The 20,183-nt window shown below is 36.9% G+C and carries 19 protein-coding genes; 8 read left to right on the top strand and 11 right to left on the bottom strand.

Annotation, left to right across the window (positions count from 1 at the left end; translation table 11 throughout):
• Positions 1–14: 14 nt before the first annotated feature.
• Together AC3FI7_RS10170 and AC3FI7_RS10165 are read right to left on the bottom strand one after the other, a co-directional pair.
• Positions 15–1,943 (bottom strand): oleate hydratase, encoded by a 1,929-nt coding sequence (locus tag AC3FI7_RS10170; protein ID WP_491461977.1) that lies wholly within the window; start codon positions 1,941–1,943, stop codon positions 15–17.
• 89 nt (positions 1,944–2,032) lie between these two features.
• Positions 2,033–2,911, bottom strand: coding sequence for a helix-turn-helix domain-containing protein (locus AC3FI7_RS10165; protein WP_491461976.1), 879 nt, complete (start codon positions 2,909–2,911; stop codon positions 2,033–2,035).
• Between the two features lie 288 nt (positions 2,912–3,199).
• On the opposite strand from AC3FI7_RS10165, the gene AC3FI7_RS10160 reads away from it, so the two are divergent.
• Entirely contained in the window at positions 3,200–4,381 is a 1,182-nt protein-coding gene (locus AC3FI7_RS10160; RefSeq protein ID WP_343660052.1) for an MFS transporter, read from the top strand.
• Positions 4,382–4,472: 91 nt separating this feature from the next.
• Here AC3FI7_RS10160 and AC3FI7_RS10155 read toward each other — a convergent pair whose 3' ends face one another.
• Positions 4,473–5,438 (bottom strand): YpdA family putative bacillithiol disulfide reductase, encoded by a 966-nt coding sequence (locus tag AC3FI7_RS10155; RefSeq protein ID WP_343659299.1) that lies wholly within the window; start codon positions 5,436–5,438, stop codon positions 4,473–4,475.
• A gap of 131 nt (positions 5,439–5,569) precedes the next feature.
• Here AC3FI7_RS10155 and AC3FI7_RS10150 point away from each other — a divergent pair, with 131 nt between their 5' ends.
• Positions 5,570–6,211, top strand: coding sequence for a hypothetical protein (locus AC3FI7_RS10150; protein WP_491461975.1), 642 nt, complete (start codon positions 5,570–5,572; stop codon positions 6,209–6,211).
• A gap of 77 nt (positions 6,212–6,288) precedes the next feature.
• On the opposite strand, the gene AC3FI7_RS10145 is transcribed toward AC3FI7_RS10150, so the two are convergent.
• The 8 genes from AC3FI7_RS10145 to AC3FI7_RS10110 all read right to left on the bottom strand — a co-directional run bounded on the left by AC3FI7_RS10145 (position 6,289) and on the right by AC3FI7_RS10110 (position 14,542).
• Entirely contained in the window at positions 6,289–7,578 is a 1,290-nt protein-coding gene (locus tag AC3FI7_RS10145) for a glycosyltransferase family 4 protein (RefSeq protein ID WP_491461974.1), read from the bottom strand.
• 221 nt (positions 7,579–7,799) lie between these two features.
• On the bottom strand, positions 7,800–10,340 hold the full coding sequence (locus AC3FI7_RS10140; RefSeq protein WP_343659295.1) for a YfhO family protein: 2,541 nt from the start codon (positions 10,338–10,340) through the stop codon (positions 7,800–7,802).
• A 31-nt stretch (positions 10,341–10,371) separates the two neighbouring features.
• A complete protein-coding gene (locus AC3FI7_RS10135; RefSeq protein ID WP_142723179.1) occupies positions 10,372–10,602 on the bottom strand; it encodes a hypothetical protein in 231 nt (76 codons plus the stop codon).
• A 62-nt stretch (positions 10,603–10,664) separates the two neighbouring features.
• Entirely contained in the window at positions 10,665–11,714 is a 1,050-nt protein-coding gene (locus tag AC3FI7_RS10130; RefSeq protein ID WP_491461973.1) for a DUF6263 family protein, read from the bottom strand.
• Positions 11,715–11,727: 13 nt separating this feature from the next.
• Entirely contained in the window at positions 11,728–12,846 is a 1,119-nt protein-coding gene (locus tag AC3FI7_RS10125) for a serine hydrolase domain-containing protein (RefSeq protein WP_491461972.1), read from the bottom strand.
• Between the two features lie 3 nt (positions 12,847–12,849).
• Entirely contained in the window at positions 12,850–13,599 is a 750-nt protein-coding gene (gene rlmB, locus AC3FI7_RS10120) for a 23S rRNA (guanosine(2251)-2'-O)-methyltransferase RlmB (RefSeq protein ID WP_343659291.1), read from the bottom strand.
• A 56-nt stretch (positions 13,600–13,655) separates the two neighbouring features.
• Complete coding sequence (locus AC3FI7_RS10115) at positions 13,656–14,048, bottom strand: four helix bundle protein (RefSeq protein WP_343659289.1); 393 nt, start codon at positions 14,046–14,048, stop codon at positions 13,656–13,658.
• A 23-nt stretch (positions 14,049–14,071) separates the two neighbouring features.
• A complete protein-coding gene (locus AC3FI7_RS10110; protein ID WP_343659288.1) occupies positions 14,072–14,542 on the bottom strand; it encodes a DinB family protein in 471 nt (156 codons plus the stop codon).
• Positions 14,543–14,793: 251 nt separating this feature from the next.
• On the opposite strand from AC3FI7_RS10110, the gene AC3FI7_RS10105 reads away from it, so the two are divergent.
• The 6 genes from AC3FI7_RS10105 to AC3FI7_RS10080 are packed head-to-tail and all read left to right on the top strand — an operon-like array spanning position 14,794 to position 20,116.
• On the top strand, positions 14,794–15,798 hold the full coding sequence (locus tag AC3FI7_RS10105; RefSeq protein ID WP_041461642.1) for an AAA family ATPase: 1,005 nt from the start codon (positions 14,794–14,796) through the stop codon (positions 15,796–15,798).
• Entirely contained in the window at positions 15,798–16,256 is a 459-nt protein-coding gene (locus AC3FI7_RS10100; protein WP_491461971.1) for a GNAT family N-acetyltransferase, read from the top strand. The genes AC3FI7_RS10105 and AC3FI7_RS10100 overlap by 1 nt, the downstream gene beginning before the upstream one ends.
• Positions 16,257–16,307: 51 nt before the next feature.
• Positions 16,308–17,171 (top strand): DUF58 domain-containing protein, encoded by an 864-nt coding sequence (locus AC3FI7_RS10095; protein ID WP_491461970.1) that lies wholly within the window; start codon positions 16,308–16,310, stop codon positions 17,169–17,171.
• A 56-nt stretch (positions 17,172–17,227) separates the two neighbouring features.
• Positions 17,228–18,124: a BatD family protein gene (locus AC3FI7_RS10090; protein WP_142723186.1), complete on the top strand. Its 897-nt coding sequence runs from the start codon at positions 17,228–17,230 to the stop codon at positions 18,122–18,124.
• Entirely contained in the window at positions 18,117–19,109 is a 993-nt protein-coding gene (locus AC3FI7_RS10085) for a VWA domain-containing protein (protein ID WP_142723187.1), read from the top strand. The genes AC3FI7_RS10090 and AC3FI7_RS10085 overlap by 8 nt, the downstream gene beginning before the upstream one ends.
• A complete protein-coding gene (locus AC3FI7_RS10080; RefSeq protein ID WP_142723188.1) occupies positions 19,109–20,116 on the top strand; it encodes a vWA domain-containing protein in 1,008 nt (335 codons plus the stop codon). The genes AC3FI7_RS10085 and AC3FI7_RS10080 overlap by 1 nt, the downstream gene beginning before the upstream one ends.
• The last annotated feature ends 67 nt before the right edge of the window (positions 20,117–20,183 follow it).

Below are 20,183 nucleotides of genomic sequence, written 5' to 3'. Positions count from 1 at the left end.
TGTGGAGTTTTGTTTTAACCTTTCACTCCTTTTACCCATTCCTGAAATCTGCTGAAGAAAGATTCATGTTCCTCTTGTTCTTCCGGACGGTTGACCAAAATATGCTCAAAATAAGTTCCTCTTAATATTTTTCTCAGGATTCCTTCTCCTAAGAATGGCTTGTAATCATTAAGAGCCTGAGTAGCTTTCAATAAATGTCGGATATCATACTGCAACGGATTGATATCCGGAACCTGTTTATTAAGGTTAAGCAGGTTGTAAACAGCTATTCTTGCAGTTCTCACAGAACTTTCCATGGTGAATACAACATCATTATTGGTTTCTACAAACTGCCCTACAAGCCCTAGGTTGGTACATCCTTCAGGAACGACCCTCGGACGGTCTCCCATCGCTCTTGGCATAAACATAGAAGTAATGTAAGGCATAAATGCAGTACGAACTATCGTTTTTTCTGTGACATTATCCAGCTGATCTGTTATTCCAAGATGATAGCACAGCTCGGCAAGAATCTCGTTTCCGGTACATTGAGGCATTGTTTTTTTGATATAATTACCTTCCTTATCCATCAGTAAAGCATATACCCAAACTACAAGGATATCATCCGGCTGAGTAGGGAAGTGTGGCTGTCTATTGCAGGTAAAACTCATTACCCAATTAGAGTCTGTAATCGTAATAATTCCTCCTGTAGCGGTTCTTCCGGAATAAGGATCATTCACACAAAGTTCTTTCAGTTTCTCCGTGAAGGCAGAAGGGTGACATGTTAATGTAGCAGATTCCCATGAAGATTTCTCAATGTGGCTACAGAATTTTTCAGGTTTACCAAATACTTCGGATTTTGCTGCAAGATTCTTCCATAGCTTCCATCCGGCACTCTGTCCTGCGCTGCTGTTGTCGATTGTAACTTCAGGAACAGTATTGTTGTCTCCGTAGAAAGTGCTTTCAGTCATAGAACCGGTAGTCACAATCACATAATCATCCTTGCCAATCGGTATTCTAACTTCCTCTCCGTTTTGCTCGGTAATAATTCCTTCTACTGTTTTCCCTTCCGTGTTGATATGAATGTCAAGATCTTTTACCAAAGTATTGAATTGGATCTGTACTCCTTTTTCTACCAGAAAGTTCTTAAGAGGCGTTACATAGGTATCATACTGGTTGTATTTTGGAAAAACAAGACATGAAAAATCTTTCATTCCGTCGATAGCGTGAAGGAATCTGTGCATATACAGTTTCAGTTCCAATAAACTGTGCCAGTTTTCGAAGGCAAACATAGAACGCCAGAAGAACCAGAAATTACTGTTCAGGAAAGATTCAGAAAAATAATCTTCTATAGTAAGATCATCCAGTTCCTCTTTTTTCTTCAAGAGTAGTTTTACAATCGCCAGCTGATCCTTTTTCTCAAGTCCGAATTTACTGAAATCCTTGATTTGTCCCTGATTGTGGATCAGTCTTGCTTTGGAATAATTAGGGTCATTGTCATTGATAAGACGGTATTCATCCAGAACGCTGTAAGGGGCAGGTAGTTCCAAAGCTGGAATATCCTGGAACATGTCCCATAAATTTTCATAGGTCATATCCATTTCCCTTCCTCCCCGAATGATATATCCGTCTTTTGCGTTACCGGCTCCATCCAGAGATCCGCCTTCAATATTCAGCTGGTCAAGGAAAATAATGTTTTTGCCGGGAACATGACCGTCACGGATAAAATAGTAAGCGGCAGACATACCGGCAATTCCGCTTCCTACAATATAAATTTTACTGTTTTCATAAGACTGTAAAGGAATTCCTTTATTGCGCTGATAGTTTCCGATCTGGTCGGAAAAAGGCATTGTTTTTTCAGGAGTGTTAATCTGAACTTCTTTACTGGAATCCGGCTCGTGGTTTACTTTTCCAAACTGGTCAGAAGCTTTTAAAACTTTGTCGAATTTTGAATTGATCGTACTCATTTTATATTGTTTTTAATTAACAGTATAAAGTTACCTCTATTCACAAAGCGATATATATCCCCAAGTTCGGAATTATTATCCCCAAATTCTTATAACTGGATTTTTTCTTTAATCCTATATTCTGAAGGAGACAAGGTAGTGTGTTTTTTGAAAAAACGGCCGAAAGCTGATGCCGAATTAAACTGAAGTTCAAATGCTATTTCTGAGATTGTGATATCCGGATTTCCAAGCATGACATAAGCTTCTTTCAATAAAGCTTCATCAATGACTTCATGAGGCGTTTTTCCACTTGCTTTTTTAATGATTTCTATGAGATATTTACTGGAAATATGCATCTTATCAGCATAAAACTGAACTGTTCTCTCCCGGTTGATATTTTCCCGGATGAGTTTGCTGAATTTCAGATAAAGATCTTTCTTTCCTTCCTCTTTTCCGGGATTTACCAAGTTTTCCTGTTCTATTATTTCAGCGGTTTCGAGCAGCAGGTTAAATATAATGGTACGGATTATCTCCTCAGTGAATTTGCCCTTTTTCTTAGATTTTTTTTCAAGATAATCCAGAAGATTTTGCAGCAATGAAGAATTTTTTGCAGTGGTTTTTATGATGTTGTATGAACCTTTGGAAAAAAGATTCATTTTTTCTATGATAAAAGGATTGGAAATATTTTTAATCAGAAAGTTTTTGTCAAAGAAAAGCAGTTTCATCGTAAAACCGTCGCTTGCTTTTCCAAATTTCACAATTGTAGAAGGAGCAGCGATCAAAAAGCTGTGAACATTCACTTTATATTTCTGACGGTCAATCTCAATGTTGATTTCACCTGCAGTACAAATGCAAAGAGCATAGTAGTCCATTCTGAAAGGAGTCTTTGGAAATTCAAAAATAGGTTTACCGGAAGAAATATAGTAGGATTGGCGGCAGTCAATACTGTAAAAAGATAGTGTATCATGTAAATTTTCGTAGGTTATCATTTTTACGTGCTGATTAAATTAATTGTATTTTTTCAGAAGTTAGGTTTAGAGCTCCCGCTGTTACTGCAATTTACGGTTTTTATAAAAGTATTTGGGTTTTAAATATTAAATATTTTCAGATATAACCGACGGATTTTTTGATAGCTGTATTTATTAAAAGTATTTTAAATAAAGGCTTTTGAGTTATTTTTATCTAATTTTGCATTTTCAAATTACCCCCAAAATATTATTGTGAGATTAATAAATGTATATACGAGTTCTTTTAAAGGACTCTCGCAGGAGAGTTGGATGCTGGCGTTGGTAATGCTCATCAACAGAGCTGGCTCTATGGTACTTCCGTTTCTGGGAGTTTATATGACCAATCATTTGCATTTCAGCATTGAAAATTCGGGAATTGTACTGAGCTTTTTTGGAATAGGTTCAGTCATTGGATCATGGCTGGGTGGAATGGTCACTGATAAAATTGGCGAATACAGGGTGCAGAGCCTGAGTCTGCTGCTCAGCGTTCCTTTATTCTGCCTGATTCCGCTTTTTACAACGGAAACCGGTTTGGCAGGAATTATCCTGGCCCAAAGTATTGTAAGTGAAACTTTCCGTCCGGCAAACTCGGTAGCGATTACCAAATATGCAAAGCCCGAAAATATCACCAGGGCCTTTTCTCTGAATCGTATGGCTGTCAATCTAGGATTTTCTATCGGGCCTGCGCTGGGGGGAATTTTATCTGCTATTTCTTATGAGTTTCTGTTTTTCAGTAATGCTCTGGCAGCTTTGCTGGCAGGATTGATGTATATCTGGTTCTTTAAAGACCGGGCAAAATTAGCCAAACAGAAGGCCAAAAAGGTAAAAGATGCGGTTGTTATTAAAAAAGAAAGTTCACCATACAATGATGGTAAATTTTTGATTTACTGTGCATGCTGTATGCTGTTTTCCATATGTTTCTTCCAGCTGTTCAGTACACTGACTATATTCTATAAAGATACAGCTCATCTGAGCCAGCAGAATATCGGATATATTTTGGGATACAGCGGTTTTCTGATTGTACTGCTTGAAATGGGATTGGTACAGATTGCCGAAAAATATTTCACCTTAGCTTTTACCATGCTGATAGGGACTTTTCTGTGTGGATTTTCCTATGCCATGCTTGCCTTTGATTACAGTATGATGACTCTTGTCCTGTCTATGACCCTACTTTGTGTGGGAGAAATATGGACACTTCCTTTTATGTCGACCATTACAGCATTACGTTCAGGGGAGAACAATAAAGGTGCTTATATGGGGCTGAACGGAATGTCTTTTTCCATTGCATTTATCGTCACCCCTTACATAGGAACACTGATTGCAGAAAAATTGGGATTTAATACATTATGGATTGGAACAGGATTGCTGGCTGTAGCTATAGCTGTTGGTTTCTACTTTATCATTCCATGGATGCTTAAAGACAAAAATAAAGCTGAAGAAGAGATGACATAATGCTTTTGATTCATGAATTTTAAAATAAAAAGCTTCGGGCAATTTCGTAGAAATTGCCCGAAGCTTTTTATTATATATTAGTCGCTTATGGTTAAAATTTTGATATAATCGAATTAATAATCATATTGGCATGAATCCTGGAGTTTTCAATAAACCATAAATGAGTATCTTTTCCCCCGCACACAACTCCCGCAAGGTAGAGATGGGAAATATTGGTTTCCATGGTTTGAGGATTATAAAAAGGATTCAGACAGTCTCCGTTGAGTTCTATTCCTGAATTCTTCAGAAAATCAAAATCCGGAAGGTAACCGGTCATGGCCAATACAAAATCATTTTCAATTTCATGGGTTTTTCCATTGTTATCTTTAAAAACGACTGTGTTTTCTTTAATTTCGATCATTTCTGCATTGAAATAGGCTTTAATGCTGCCCTCTGCAATTCTGTTTTCTATATCCGGTTTTACCCAGTATTTTACACTTTTTGAAATCTCAGAATGACGGATGATCATGGTAACTTCAGCTCCTTTTCTGTACGTTTCCAATGCTGCATCTACCGCAGAATTACTGGATCCTACCACCACTATTTTCTGTCTTGCGTAAGGATAAGGTTCCGTATAATAATGTTTGACTTTAGGAAGATCTTCACCGGTAATATTCATAAGATTTGGAATATCATAAAATCCGGTAGCGATGACTACATTTTTGGCCAGGTAGTTTGCTTTGGAAGTCCTGATCTCAAATATTTCATCCCTTTTCGAGACATTCAGAACTTTTTCATACAGATTGATATTAAGTTTTTTCTGTCGCGCAATTCCCTGATAGTATTCCAGAGCTTCCTGCCTTCCCGGTTTTGGAGCGGTAGAAATAAAAGGAATCTCATCAATCTCCAGCTTTTCAGCAGTGGAGAAAAAACGCATGTACAAAGGATAATTGTAAAGAGAATTAACAATGGTTCCTTTTTCTATGATTACATGACTAAGATTGTTTTTTTGAGCTTCAAGGGCACAGTTCAAACCTATAGGCCCCGCCCCGATAATCAGAATATCCAACATTTCCATCTAACAAATGTACGATGTAATTTTTAAAATAAGAACCCTGAATCCCTCAACTCTTATAATCTTTATCTCTTTAAATTATATATTTCTTGGCATCAGATTTGGTGTTTTCTACCCATTGCAAAATCTTAAATATGAAAAAATTATTGATTGCTGTATTCATTATGAGTATCATTGTAGCCTGTAAGAAAGAGGCTGGAAAGCCTGTCCCGAACGAAACAGATTCTATTGCACAAAATAAAACAGATAGTGAGGGTACCGTTCATAGTAATCCTAATAAGGAGGTCACTTTGAAACAGACTAATGATGAGATTTTGAGAACCTTGAAAGATAAAGATTATGCCACTTTTGCTTCTTTGATTCATCCGGAAAAAGGGGTTCGTTTCTCAATGTATGCTTTTGTTAATCTGAAAGAAGACAAGCATTTTTCTAAAGCAGATTTTGAAAAATATCAGCCTACCAAGACCTTGTTTACCTGGGGAGCGCATGATGGTTCCGGAGATCCTTATAAAGCAACGATCAATGATTATCTTGGGAAATGTGTGTTTTCTAAAGATTTTACAGCATCACAATATTCACTGAATAAATTTATTGGCGGAGGTAATTCTCTTAACAATTTAAAAGAAATTTATCCTAAAGATGATTTTACAGAAAATTATATCAAAGGAAATGAAAAATCAGCCAATATGGATTGGAAAACTCTTCGTTTTGTCTTTGAAGAGTTTCAGGGGAAATATTATCTGGTTGCTGTTGTAAATGATCAGTGGACAATATAGAAGTTAGAAGTTAGAAGTTAGAAGTTAGAAGCTGACGACTGAAATAAACTTCCAGCTTCTAACTTCCTTTCTTTATATTATAAAATTTCAGTCAGTTGACGGGTCAGATTTTTTCTTGAAAACTGTTCAATATGCTGGGTGTTTTCAAAAGGGCTGTCATTTTTCCACAGCTCATATTTTTCAAGAATAAACTTTTTAATGGTTTCTGTGTCCTGATAACCAAAATGTTTTCCTGCCTGCGTTTCTTCCAGGATTTTGGCAACATCAGCCTTGTCCGGACCAAATGATAGGATTTGCTTTCCTGAAGCCAGGTATTCAAATATCTTTCCGGGAATGATTCCCTTTGAAGATTCTTTGGGAAAGTTGGTAATAAGAAGCACGTCAGAATGCTGCATTTCCTCTATAGCTTTTCCATGCGAAAGATATCCAAGATTAAGGATGTGATTCTTCAGGCTTGAATTTTCGATAGAATGCAGGATTTTATCATCAATTCTTCCTACAAATTTTAATGTAAAATCAGCGGCAAATTCTGTGTTTTCCTTTATCAGTTCATCCAGTACTTTCCAAAGATTTTCCGGATTTCTCAGCTGTTCCAAAACACCGATATAACTTAGCGTGAATTTATTTCCTTTTTTTAGTTCTTCTGCTTTTTCACCCGAATCGCTTTCATCAAATCCATTCGTGATACAAACAGCATTGGCTCCCGCTTTCCTGAAGTTTTCGGCATCGGTATAACTTGTCGCCAGGGTGATGTCTGCATTCTTAAATACTGCATTTTCCAGCTGGCGGTGTTTTTTGTCCGAACTTTTAGTTAATTTCAGATGTTTGTAATAGGAAATCTCTGTCCATGGATCACGAAAATCGGCAATCCATTTAAGATCCTGTAGTTTATTTTTGAGCCCTAAACCAATCAGGTGAAGAGAGTGGGGAGGGCCTGAGGTTACAACCGTATCGATGTTATTTTCTTTCAGATATTTTTCGAGGAATTTAATGGATGGTTTTACCCAGAAAACCCTGGCATCAGGAATAAAAAAATTACCTCTTACCCAAATTGAAAGTCTGGATTTCCAGCTTTGATTTTTTCCGACATCAAACTGTCCGGCCTTAAATTTTTTATTGCTTTTATTCAGTTTTTCAGCCAGCTGATAAGGTTCCCATATTTTGGTTCTCACCATTTCAATGTTTTCTGGAACATCTTTCATCAGGGTCTCATCCAGCAATGGATAGCTTGGATTTTCCGGAGTATAGATGATGGGTTTCCATCCAAAATCAGGCAGATATTTTGCAAACTTCAGCCATCTTTGAACACCAGGACCTCCCGCAGGAGGCCAGTAATAGGTGATAATCAATATTTTCTTCTGTTCCATTTATTTAATTAATGGTCTTTGTCATTCTGAACGAAGCGGAGCGCAGTGAAGAATCTCACTCTATCTTTTCATTGAGAAATTTCCAATCTGGATTGAATCCCTGTATATCAACATAGTAATTATGAGTGCCTAACGTTCTCATGTTTGATTTTTGAGATTCTTCATTACGTTATGTTTCGTTCAGAATGACATTGCACTATATTTTTTGAGCTTTCCTATTATTAAGCGTTTTGTTCAGCTATAATTTCTTTTTTCCTGTTTTTGTTGATCCAGAAAATTCCAAATGCAGCCAACAGGATAAATAATCCGAATGAAAGAAGAGAAACCCATTTTCCTTTTTCAATGACTTCAGGTTCAAATACCATTCTGATATGGTGGTTTCCTGCCGGAACATGCACCGCACGAAGTAAGTAATCTGCTTTTATATAAGGAACTTCTTTCTCATCCACCAGAACTTTCCATCCATGAGGATAGTAAATTTCAGAGAATACTGCCAATTGAGGAGTCTTCGACTGAGATTTAAATTCAAGCTCATTGGGCTGATATTTTGTAAGATTGATAAATGCTGTAGAATCTGCCTGAACCGGTTTGTTATCAAAATATGATTTATCAGAAGATGCAATCACAGCTGTCCTTTTATTATCAATAGTTCCGATAGATTTAATCTCCTGATTAGGTGTATCCACAAACTTTAAATCACTTACAAACCATGCATTTCCGTTAGCTTTTGGATTAGGAACAACCTGTGGCTGCTCTGGACCTCCGAAAACCATGTATTTAGCATTCAGCAAGTTTAATACATTGGGGGTTTTTACACTGTCAATGCTATTGATATATTCATTTAATACATCATCATATCTTCTTAATTTTACAGCATGGTACCCCCCAATAGAAGCTTTAAAATAAGAAGTATTGGTTTCACTTGTTACGCCCAGTGTCTGGTTGTAAATTCTATAATGGGTTTTGTCTTTTTCAGCAATGGTTTCCAATGTTTTGTTGATATTGACATTGGATAAAATGGATTCCAGATTTGGATTTCCCTGAACTTTTTCAGCAAGCAGATCTGAGCTTTCAGTCTGGAAAGGGTTTTCAGCAAAAATTTTATCTACATAATTTTCGTCATTCAAATAACGCTTGTTTACAGTCCAAAGGTCAAATAAACTTACCACTCCGATTATTATCAAAGCAATATTCTGGCTGAGTTTTTTCTTTAAAGCAAGGAATAGTGCTGCTGCCGCAATTGCTACATAGATAAATGCTTTTATGGCGTCTATTCTAAATAGTTTATATCTTTCATCTACAAGATAATCAAGCAGGAAAGGAGGGAAATACGTTTTTTCGTTTTCTGTTGCAAATCCTAATAATGATTTTCCAAAGACTAAAAGAATCAATAAAAATCCTAATGTTCCTCCTCCCACATAAAGAAGGATTTTCTGTTTATATTCTTCAGTCAGTTTTTCATCGGTGAAGAATCTGTATAATCCAAGGATTGCGATCAGTGGGAACAGTAATTCCACAACAACTAAAATGGAAGAAGGTGCCCTGAATTTATTGTAAAACGGTACATAATCGATAAAGAAATCAGATAGCGGCATAAAGTTGCTTCCCCAAGCCAGTAAAATAGTAAGAACAGAAGCTCCTAAAATCCAGTAACGGTATTTTTTCCAGGCGAAGAAGAATCCCAGCAAGGCAAGAAAACATACAATCGCCCCCTGATAGGCAGGCCCTGAAGTTCCCGGCTGGTCTCCCCAGTAGGTTACCCCGCTGAAGCCTTTGGAAATTCTATCCATTTCAGCCTGCGAACCTACATTTTCCTGAACCAGTTCCTGAACTCTGTTCATGATATCTTTTCCTTCAGGTTCCTGGCTTCCACCACCCATCAATCTTGGGATAAAAAGGTTTAAAGTTTCAAGTTGGCCATAGCTCCACAGCAGCATACTTTCCTTATCCATTCCGGATTTTCCTGAAGTATGGCTTTCGTTGGTTAGAATTTGCTTTCCACGAACTGTTTCTTTTACATATTCTGAATTGGCCATGATTCTCTGCGAATTCATTCCTACTCCGATAATACATGATGCCGCAATAATTCCTGATGATATCAGGAAATGCTTCATCGGTGTTTTTTTCTGGATGGCTCTGATCAGCTCGGAAAGGAATAAAAATCCTAAAGCAAGGAACAGATAATACGTCATCTGCGGGTGATTCGCTGCAATCTGAAGCCCCATGAAAAGGGTGGTGACAATAAATCCCCAAATGTATTGTTTCCTGATATAAACCAGTAAAATTCCGGCCAGAAGCGGAGCAAAATATTCAATAGTATTTACCTTTCCGTTATGTCCGGCTGCAATAATAATATAAAAATAGGTTGAAAGTCCGAAGAAAGTAGCTCCTAACAGGGCATATTTCCAGTTTCTGACTACTACCATTCCTAACATGAAAAAGCCTGCAAACAGCAGGAAAAGGTAATTGACAGGCCTTGGCATAAAATTCAGATTGCTGTCGATTTTTTTGATGATATCGCCTTTAAACTGGCTTCCCATTTGATAAGTTGGCATCCCTCCAAACATGGAGTCACTCCAATAGGTTTCATTTCCGGTGTTGGCTCTATAGTCAAGCAGTTCTTTTGCACCACCTCTATATTGTACGATATCATGCTGGAAAAGCTGCTTCCCTGTAAATACAGGAGTAGAATATAAAAATGCTAAAACTATAAATATGACTAATGAAACTGCAATATAAATTAAGCTCTTATTTTTTGCCATGCTGGTTATTATCTTTTATTTCCTGGAATTTTTACCTTTTGTCATTACTCTCTTTTACCTCTTCGTAGTCTACAGTTTCTGCATCCCAGTTAAGGCTCTGGTTGTTATTCTTATTCGAGTTGTGTATGTCCTGCTGTCTTTTATTCTGGTCATCATTGTTGAAACGATAGCTGTAGAAAGTCTTGAAGAAGATTCTTTTAAGAATGTTCCAGACAAAGAAAATAATAATGGCAGTGAGGACTAACTCAAGAATGTACTTCATAATGTTTTTTGTTTAAAGTTCAGTGTTTAAAAGTTATTTTAAACACTGAATGTTTATTCAAGTTATTTAGCAGATGGGTTTACCATTACAGAAGAATTGGAAACGCTTTTCATAGACTGAGACTGCTTTCCATCGGAAATAGTTTCTATCTGAGTTGTTTTTACGTTGATATTCTGGTTGGTAATCCATCCTGTACTTTCGTCAAACTTAATGGCTCCGTTCTGAACCAGTTCACTGCTCAGGCTGTGAGTAATCGGTCCCTGAGCTTTCTTCTCTGTTTTCTTAGGAATTCCTCCGGTTACTGCAATTTCTGCTATTCCGTTTCCTAAGCTTTTCAGTACATAATTCGATGTTACTTTTACATTTCCACTTGGGTCAGCACTTTCGGAAGTTGACCACTTTTCGCCAATTTTCACTCCTTTTTTAGGAATAATCATCAGGTTTTTGTGGAATTGATCTTTCAGTACTTTTTCATTGAATGACTGTTTAAGGCTTGCTACTACGCTTGCTTTTTCATTGGCATCTTTGATCAGCGTACCTACTGCATTCCCAACTTTTGTGTATACAGCATCAAATCCTGTAATAGAAATCACATTCCCTTTCGTATCCATCTTCATCTGAAGTTTGTTTCCGGTAAGTGCTTTGTTGACATTCCAGATCATTTTAAGATCATCTTCTTTAGGAAGAGGAAGTTTAGTATCTACGATTACTGTTTTTCCCTGTGCAGACTGAGAGTTTCTTTTCGCCACAAGATTAAGGGTCATCTCATATACATTTCCTTTAATATCATCTACCACGAAATTCATTTCATCTGTAGATTCACTTGTTGCAGTGATTGATTTTCCCTGAGGGTCAGTCATTGTCTTCACATCTCTCTGATAGGTGGTAAGAGGATATGTTTTTCCTTTTTCAAGCTTGAAAGTCTGTGTGATAACTCCCGCAGAGTCCTTGATAGCAGGATTTTCTGAGACTTTCGCCACAGAATCAGCAGGGACTTCTACAGTGACCGTTTTTCCGGTTTTAGGATCTACTTTTGTTATTTTTGCCGTTTCTTTTTTACAAGATACAAGGGCTATTGATGATATAAGCGCAAGCGCTGCAATGTTCTTCATTCGATGTTTAACTTTATTTTTTACTACTATTTCTTAATAAATTGTCTGCAATATCCTGCAGTTTTCCCTGAGATTCTCTATCAGATTCATTGGAAAGTATTACGACTCCCATGTTTTTTGAAGGATAAATCTGAAGTACACTTGAAAAACCAAATGTACCTCCTGTATGATAAACGGTTTGAGTTCCATCTTCATACGTGTGTAACCTCCAGTACAGGCCAATAGCATCTCCTTTACTTTTTACATAAGGAATATGAGAGGCTTTCACATACTTATTACTTTCATCCAAATGGTATTTCATATATTTTACCAGATCCTCCGTAGTAGATATAATTCCACCTGCCGGGCCAAAAATTGTGGTGAAATTCCTGGGCATTACTTTTCCTTTTTCATTATAACAAGTCAATAGCTGTGCAGAATTCGTACCAAGAATAGTATGATTCATTTTCAAAGGCTTTGTAATATACTCTGCAAGGAGATCTGCATAGCTTTTATGGTATACTTTTTCCAGGATATCTCCTGCGATTTGCGTTCCCGTATTGGAATATTTATACTCTAAGCCCGGAACAAAATCCAGTTTAGCCTGATGGAGATCCTCATAAAACTTCTTTTTAGAATAGTTTTTATAAAAATCAGACAGGGCTAAAGCAATGGAGTCCATTGGCTTTTTGAAGGTTTCTGACTGATCCGGTAAAAATTGCGGTAATCCTGACGAATGATTGGTAAGATTTCCAATGATTATAGGATGCTTTTCAAATTCAAGATTAGGATAATTTCCTATATATTTTCGGATATCATCATCCATTTTGACTTTACCGTCTACTAAGGCATGAGCGAGAAGCGTTCCGGTAAAGGTTTTGGTAATGGAAGCAATCTCATACAGACTTTTGGAGGTTGGGAGTTGTTGTTGCCCCAGTTCCGTGGTTCCATAATTATAAAAATAACTTTTACCATCTTTAAAAACACCTATTGAAAGCCCTACACGTGAAGGATCCTGCATATAGACCAGAGCTTCTTTCTGAACCATTTTATCAAGATCAGTCGTAAGCCTGTTGTCTGTTGCTATTTTTTTTGACTGGGCATTAAAAACCAACGGGACAAAAAATAAGGATAAAAGTGATTGTATTTTCATCGTTTACGGATTGGGTATTACAGTCATTTTCTGCCTTACCGCTTCATATAAAATTGCTCCACATGCTACAGAAACATTCAGGGATTGGGTTTTTCCTTCAATAGGAAGTTTTATTTTTTCGTCAGCATGATGTAATACTTCTTTAGAGATTCCGGTTTCTTCATTTCCCATCACAACAGCACATGGCTCTGTAAAGTTCACATCATAGATTAATTTCTGAGCTTTTTCACTGGCTGCATACACAGAAATTCCGCTTTGCTGAAGAAAGTCTACCGTATGTGCAAGGTTATTTTCCTTACATATCTTGATATTGTAGATTGCTCCTGCTGAAGTTTTTATGGCATCAGAATTGATAGGAGCGGCTCCTTTTTCCGGAATGATAACGGCATCAATACCTACACATTCTGCCGTTCTGCAGATGGCCCCAAAATTTCTTACATCAGTAAGTCTGTCCAGAATCAAAAGAAAAGGGGTTTTTCCCTGTTCGAATAACTGTGGAACAATATCCTCCACTTTATGAAACGGAACATCCGAAATAAAAGCAACCACACCCTGGTGGTTTTTTCTTGTAAAACGGTTTAGTTTTTCAACCGGAACATAATTGGGACGGATTTTATTTTTCGCTAAAATGGCTTTTAATTCAGCATAAATAGGACCCTGAAGTGCGTTCTGCACAAAGATCTTGTCAATTGTTTTTCCCGCTTCAATTGCTTCAATAACGGGACGCAGCCCGAAAATAAAATCGTCTTTCATTGAGTTGTTAAAATTTTGTTTAAGGTTCAAAGCTTAATGTTTTAAAGTTTTTGAATTTAAAGTTTGTACTTTGTTCCCTTTAAATCTGTTGTATTTAAATATTTTATAAAAGAGCTGATCTTTTTACTTAACGTTTCAGTCTGCTCAATTAATGTTTCAAATTTTTCCTGCGAAATAAAACTTCTGTCAAAAAACCGATACAGTTGTGATCTGGTTTCTCCACAGGAAGCTTTCGCGATAGAAAGAAATTGTATAAATTCTTTGTTCCCGTTTCTTTCAAATCCTTCAGCAATATTATCCATTACTGATTCTGAAGATCCATCGATTTGATTACAAAGTTTAAAATTGTTTTTAAGGTTGGTAGATTCAATAATTTCATAAATCTCATGACAAAGTTGTCTGGATAATTTCCATATCTCTAAATCCTCAAATCTATTAATAGTTCCCATAACCTTAAACGTTAAACTAAGAACTAATACTTCTCTCCTAAAATTGCTCTTTTCTGTGACAACACATACCCGTAGTGAAGACTTTCGTGCATGTTGTTGAAGATAATGGCATCCTGGATGCTTTTCAGATCCATCCCGAAACTTGTGGTATAGGGAGTATAGTCAGAAAAAAAATCGCTGTCATAATCCTTCATCAGAATCTTCGAAGTTTCTGTAAGTAAAAATTCTAAATCCTCCACTTCTGATTTCTGAACATTTAAGTTGGGTAAGGTCCCTTTCTTATAGGTTTCTATCCAATATTTATCAATACGGAACGGATTTCCGCTCAGATAGTAGTGCAGCAGCTGCTGTGTGGCAACCGTATGTGCAATATTCCAGTAAATATTGTTGTTGAAACCATCCGGAATCAGAATCAGATCTTCATGAGATGTGTTCTGAAGAATGCCTAAAAGGTTCTTTCTTACCTGTCTGTGTGCTTGAAAATGATAATTCATTTTGCAAAATTTTTAATCTCCAAAAATAGTTTAATAAACTGGAAATGACAATTTTTGAGCGGGAGATTAAAGTGAAATTTATATATTTTTATGAAAAAAAATGATAATCTTATTGAGTTTTAAGGCTTCAGCCATTCTTGATCTTGCATAAATGCTGGAATATTTAACAAACTTTAACTCAAAAATGGCATTTATTATGTTGATTAATGCAAGTATTTATCAGAAATTTACCACTTATTTTAAATCAAGCTATGTCAGAGATATATCAAGCTGAAGATATCCGCCAATTGACGGAAAAAGTAAAAGAAAAAAACTACTTATTTTCTCTTCTGAGACAGGAAATCAACAAAGTTATTATTGGGCAGGAATACATGGTAGACCGTCTTTTGGTTGGGCTTTTGGGGAATGGTCACGTTCTTCTTGAGGGAGTGCCCGGACTGGCCAAAACCTTAGCGATAAAAACGCTTGCAGATGCTGTTCATGGAGAGTTTTCAAGGATTCAGTTTACACCGGATTTACTTCCTGCAGACGTAGTGGGAACCATGATCTATAATATCAAAGACAATGATTTTTCTATAAAAAAAGGTCCTGTATTTGCAAATTTTGTACTGGCTGATGAGATCAACCGTGCACCGGCCAAAGTACAGTCGGCCCTTCTGGAAGTAATGCAGGAAAAACAGGTGACCATTGGTGATGAAACCATGAAGCTTCCAAAACCATTCCTGGTATTGGCAACCCAAAACCCGATTGATCAGGAAGGAACTTATCTGCTGCCTGAAGCGCAAAGCGACCGTTTTATGCTGAAATGCACGATCGATTATCCTGCTTTTGAAGATGAAAGACAGGTGATGAGAATGGTTTCAACTTCACACCAACCTACTGTGAAACCGGTGATTTCACTTCAGGACATTGTAGACGCTAAAGAATTGATCAACCAGATTTATCTGGATGAGAAAATTGAAAAATATATTCTGGATATGGTATTTGCCACACGTTATCCTGAGAACTACGGGCTTTCTGAACTTAAAAATTATATCAGTTTCGGAGCCTCCCCAAGAGCCTCCATTAATCTTGCTATCGCTTCAAGAGCCTACGCATTCTTGAAAGGAAGAGCATTTGTAATTCCGGAAGATGTTAAAGCGTTGGCAAAAGATGTCTTAAGACACAGAATGGGCTTAACATTCGAGGCTGAAGCCGAAGAGATTTCAACAGAAGAAATCATCAACAGAATTTTAGCAAAAATCCAGGCACCATAATGAGTGAAGTGATCATAAGAAAAGCAGTTCTGGAAGACTGTGCTTCCATGTTGGATTTAATCAGAGAATTGGCAGAATATGAAAAAGCATTGCATGAAGTAACTGTAACGCTGGAAGATTTTATTCAGGATGGTTTTGGTACTTCTCCGGTATGGGGAGCTTTTGTGGCGGAATATGAAGAGAAAATAGTTGGGATATCATTGTATTATGACCGCTATTCAACATGGAAGGGGAGAAGGCTGTATCTTGAAGATCTTGTAGTAACGGAAAAATTGAGAGGAAAGCAGATCGGAAAGAAACTGTTTGATGTAACGCTGGAACATGGAAAATTAAATAATTACAGCGGAATGGTGTTTCAGGTATTGAACTGGAACGAACCAGCTATCAATTTTTATAAAAAATACAGTACAAAGTTTGAGAGCGAGTGGCTGAATGTATCTATTGAGTTAAAAGATTAACCCGGATCCCGCATCGATATTAACTTTGAATATTAAATTTTAAACTTGTCTATGCAGATAAAAGATATTGTAAAAAAAGTAAAGCAGATTGAAATCCGTACCAGAAAAAAGACGGAGGCTGCTTTGATGGGACAATATCACAGTGCCTTTAAAGGGCAGGGAATGACTTTTTCTGAAGTTCGTCCCTATCAGTTTGGCGATGAGATCAGGAGAATCGACTGGAATAAGACCGCACGTTTCCGTGAACCGTTCGTAAAGGTAATGGAAGAAGAAAGAGAGCTGACGATGATGATTCTCGTTGATATTTCTGCTTCCATGGATTACGGAACAAAAGTTCAGCTGAAAAGAGAATATGTAGCAGAAATTGCTGCGAGTTTAGGCTTTTCTGCTGCCGGGAATAATGATAAGGTAGGACTGATCCTTTTTGCTGATAAAGTATACAAGGTAATTCCTCCTCAGAAAGGAAGAAAACATATTCTGTCCATTATCAGTAATATCCTGACGGCAGATTATGTTCCGGTAGAATCTAAAATAGACAAAGCGCTGGAATACATGATGGGGATATTTAAAAGGAAATCTCTGGTATTCCTGTTTTCAGACTTTGAAGATGGCTATGATTCCAAAATGCTGAGAGTGGCTTCAAAGAAACACCAGCTGCTGGGAATGAGGATTTATGATGAAAAGGATAATGAAATTCCTGATGTAGGATATGCCCTTTTGTATGATGCAGAAACCGGAAAGGAGATCTGGGCTAATACCTCCAGCGCAAGATGGAGATATACTTTTGCAGAAGCTCAGAAACAAAAGCTGAGAGCTTTGGAAGAAGATTTTGCCAACAGCTCTGCAAGTTTTATGAATATCAATACAGGATCAGATTATTCAAAATTACTGTATAATTACTTTCAGAAAAAATAACATCGGGCTTTGTCCGTAAATAAAAATATCAGGCAGCTGCCTTTATTATTGTAACATTGAGAAAAATATTTTTAATACTACCTTTTCTGATCTGTGCAAATGTTTTTTCACAGATATTATCCTCTAATGTAGAAAAGAAAACCCTTGCACTGGGAGAAACCAATCATATTACCATAAAGATTGATAATCTTAATGGGCAGAAAGTTGCTTCAGCTCCGAAAAATGAGCTGCTTCCTTTTCATTTTGAAGAAACTAAAGACAGTATCGGGCAAAATGCCAATTCTTATGAAAGGAAAATTGAATTTGCTGTTTTTGATGAAGGGAAATTTACCATTCCGGAACTGGAATTCAAAGTGGGGGATAAAATACTTAAAACAATCCCCTATGAGATAGATGTCATCAATACTGCTCAGAAAGCAGACCAGATTAATGATATCATGAAAAACAAGGAAGTCAAACTTGAGGCGAAGGATTATTGGGAGCTTTATAAGTTTTATATTCTGGCAGCACTGGCAGCAATTGCTTTGATTATTGCTATTATTATGTTTGTAAAATGGGGCAGAAAGTCGAAGAGTTCCCCTGTGGTGGCTACTAACCAGACTTTGAAAGAGCTGGATTCACTTAAAAAGAAAAAATATATTGAGGGAGGTAATTTTCGGTCTTTTTATGTTGAATTGATTGATATTTCCAGAACCTTTATTACCAGACAATATCAGCTTCCGGCGGATGTCCTTCTTACTGATGACCTTATTGATGTCATGAAAAAGAATAATACAATTTCCCAGGATAACGAAAAAATTGTGGAAGATGTATTTCTGAGAGGCGATCTGGTGAAATTTGCCAAAACTTTTCCTGATAAGGAAACTATGGAAAAAGATTTTGCCAATATCAGGGAGTTTGTAAAAAGATCATCTAAGGATTTAGAATTCGAAAACTTAAGAAAGGATGTTTAATTTTGAGTTTTACAGCCCATGGTTTTTACTGCTTTTTCTGCTGTTTATCCCACTTTTAATTAAAGATATCGGGAGAAAGAAAAGAAAGGGTATAAAGGTGCCTACAATAAAAAACATGGATCACAGCGGTGGCATACAAGGGGTACTTTTTTTACTGAAAATCTCAAAATATATCATTCTTTCCGCTTTGATTATTGCCATGGCAAGGCCGAGAACGTTTACAATTTCTCAGGATAGAGATGATACAAAGGGAGTAGATATTATGTTATCTATTGATGTGTCTTTAAGTATGCTGGCAAAGGATTTAAATCCTGATCGTATTACGGCACTGAAGGATATTGCAGTAAAATTTGTCCAGAAACGTCCTAATGACAGGATAGGAGTGGTGGCTTATGCTGCGGAAGCTTTTACAAAAGTCCCTGTTACATCGGATCATCAGGTTGTTGTTGATGAAATTAAAAATCTGAATTCTGCCGGCCTTGAAGCAGGTACGGCGATTGGAGAAGGGCTTTCCGTTGCTGTGAATCATTTGATTAAAAGCAAAGCTAAAAGTAAAGTAGTCATCCTGATGACCGATGGGGTAAGCAATATCCAGAATGCGATTCCTCCACAGGTTGCTGCCGAACTGGCAAAAAATAATAATATAAAGGTATATGCAATCGGAATCGGGACCAATGGTTATGCTCTGATGCCGACATCGCAGGACATCTTTGGAGATCTTATCTTTACTGAAGCAGAGGTTACTATTGATGAAAATACTTTAAGAGAAATCGCACAGACTACAGGAGGGAAATATTTCAGAGCCACTTCAAACAGCAGTCTGGAAGAAGTATATGATGAGATTAACCAGCTGGAGAAGTCAGATGTGAAAGTTTCCAAGCTTTACAACTATGAGGAATATTTTAAGATTTTCCTTTGGATTGCTTTGGGAATGCTGGTGTTTGATGCACTGTTGAGATGGGTTTTTTATAAAATTTTAAGCTGATGAGTTGGTCTTTAGGAAATTATTGGTATTTGTTTTTACTGTTGCTTCTGCCGCTGTTAGCTTCTTTTATGATCCGTTTCTTACAATGGAGAAACAAAAAAAGAGAAATTTTTGCAGCCAGTCAGTTTCATGATAACTTATTTGAAAAGAAATCAGGATTTACAAAGTTTTTTCCTGCGCTCTATCTATTAGGGACCTTATTTTTGATATTCTCTATCATTGATCTTCTGAATGGATCGGAAGAAGTAAAGAGTACCCAGAAGCTGAATAATGTAATTTTTATGCTGGATGTATCCAATTCTATGAATGCTGAGGATATAGACCCAAGCCGTCTCTCAGAAGCTAAGAATCTGATGACAGCCTCCTTGAAGAAAATGACTAATGATAAGGTTGGTATTGTGATTTTTGCCGGACAGGCAATGTCTATTATGCCTCTTACTACTGATTATAACTCTGCGGAAACTTATATCAGCGGTATTGAAACCAATTCAATGCAGATTCAGGGGACAGATTTTCTGAAAGGGATGCAGGCTGCAGTGGAGAAGTTTAAAAATGTAAGCAAAGGTTCCAGAAAAGTTGTTTTACTGAGCGATGGTGAAGATAATGAAGGGAATGATAATGCAGCTATACGATTAGCCAACAAAGAAGGAATAAGCATTACTTCTGTAGGAATTGGTACAGATGAAGGAGCTCCGGTTCCGGAATATGTATTTGGGCAGCTGATGGGTTATAAAACCGATATGAATGGGGGAACAGTAATCTCAAAAAGACAAACCGAAGCTTTGAAGAAAATGGCTGAATCTACAGGCGGTACTTATATTGACGGAAATAACATCAATGAAGCTCCGGACAGAATCGTAGATGCTGTGAATAAGAAGTCTGCAGGCGCAGAAACCATGGTGAAATCACAGAATGCTAATCATTATTATCAATATTTTCTTGCAGTATCTATTCTGTTTTTCTTTTTAATTTATATTTTTAATCCAAAAAAGGATTTTAATGTGTAGTTTTTCCTTTATTTATAGAAGAAATTCTACAAGTACTTTAACCGAATTTTAACAAATAAAACTCTGT

It is taken from the genome of Chryseobacterium sp. TQ-BC-N36, assembly GCF_058382295.1.
Note: the sequence above shows the minus strand (reverse complement) of the source record. Positions and strands in the feature narration are given on the sequence as shown.

Bases quoted from the DNA above. Each gene is read 5' to 3' on its own strand.
- AC3FI7_RS10170 (WP_491461977.1), bottom strand. From the start codon at position 1,943: ATGAGTACGATCAATTCAAAATTCGACAAAGTTTTAAAAGCTTCTGAC.
- AC3FI7_RS10165 (WP_491461976.1), bottom strand. From the start codon at position 2,911: ATGATAACCTACGAAAATTTACATGATACACTATCTTTTTACAGTATT.
- AC3FI7_RS10160 (WP_343660052.1), top strand. From the start codon at position 3,200: ATGCTGGCGTTGGTAATGCTCATCAACAGAGCTGGCTCTATGGTACTT.
- AC3FI7_RS10155 (WP_343659299.1), bottom strand. From the start codon at position 5,438: ATGGAAATGTTGGATATTCTGATTATCGGGGCGGGGCCTATAGGTTTG.
- AC3FI7_RS10150 (WP_491461975.1), top strand. From the start codon at position 5,570: ATGAAAAAATTATTGATTGCTGTATTCATTATGAGTATCATTGTAGCC.
- AC3FI7_RS10145 (WP_491461974.1), bottom strand. From the start codon at position 7,578: ATGGAACAGAAGAAAATATTGATTATCACCTATTACTGGCCTCCTGCG.
- AC3FI7_RS10140 (WP_343659295.1), bottom strand. From the start codon at position 10,340: ATGGCAAAAAATAAGAGCTTAATTTATATTGCAGTTTCATTAGTCATA.
- AC3FI7_RS10135 (WP_142723179.1), bottom strand. From the start codon at position 10,602: ATGAAGTACATTCTTGAGTTAGTCCTCACTGCCATTATTATTTTCTTT.
- AC3FI7_RS10130 (WP_491461973.1), bottom strand. From the start codon at position 11,714: ATGAAGAACATTGCAGCGCTTGCGCTTATATCATCAATAGCCCTTGTA.
- AC3FI7_RS10125 (WP_491461972.1), bottom strand. From the start codon at position 12,846: ATGAAAATACAATCACTTTTATCCTTATTTTTTGTCCCGTTGGTTTTT.
- rlmB (WP_343659291.1), bottom strand. From the start codon at position 13,599: ATGAAAGACGATTTTATTTTCGGGCTGCGTCCCGTTATTGAAGCAATT.
- AC3FI7_RS10115 (WP_343659289.1), bottom strand. From the start codon at position 14,048: ATGGGAACTATTAATAGATTTGAGGATTTAGAGATATGGAAATTATCC.
- AC3FI7_RS10110 (WP_343659288.1), bottom strand. From the start codon at position 14,542: ATGAATTATCATTTTCAAGCACACAGACAGGTAAGAAAGAACCTTTTA.
- AC3FI7_RS10105 (WP_041461642.1), top strand. From the start codon at position 14,794: ATGTCAGAGATATATCAAGCTGAAGATATCCGCCAATTGACGGAAAAA.
- AC3FI7_RS10100 (WP_491461971.1), top strand. From the start codon at position 15,798: ATGAGTGAAGTGATCATAAGAAAAGCAGTTCTGGAAGACTGTGCTTCC.
- AC3FI7_RS10095 (WP_491461970.1), top strand. From the start codon at position 16,308: ATGCAGATAAAAGATATTGTAAAAAAAGTAAAGCAGATTGAAATCCGT.
- AC3FI7_RS10085 (WP_142723187.1), top strand. From the start codon at position 18,117: ATGTTTAATTTTGAGTTTTACAGCCCATGGTTTTTACTGCTTTTTCTG.
- AC3FI7_RS10080 (WP_142723188.1), top strand. From the start codon at position 19,109: ATGAGTTGGTCTTTAGGAAATTATTGGTATTTGTTTTTACTGTTGCTT.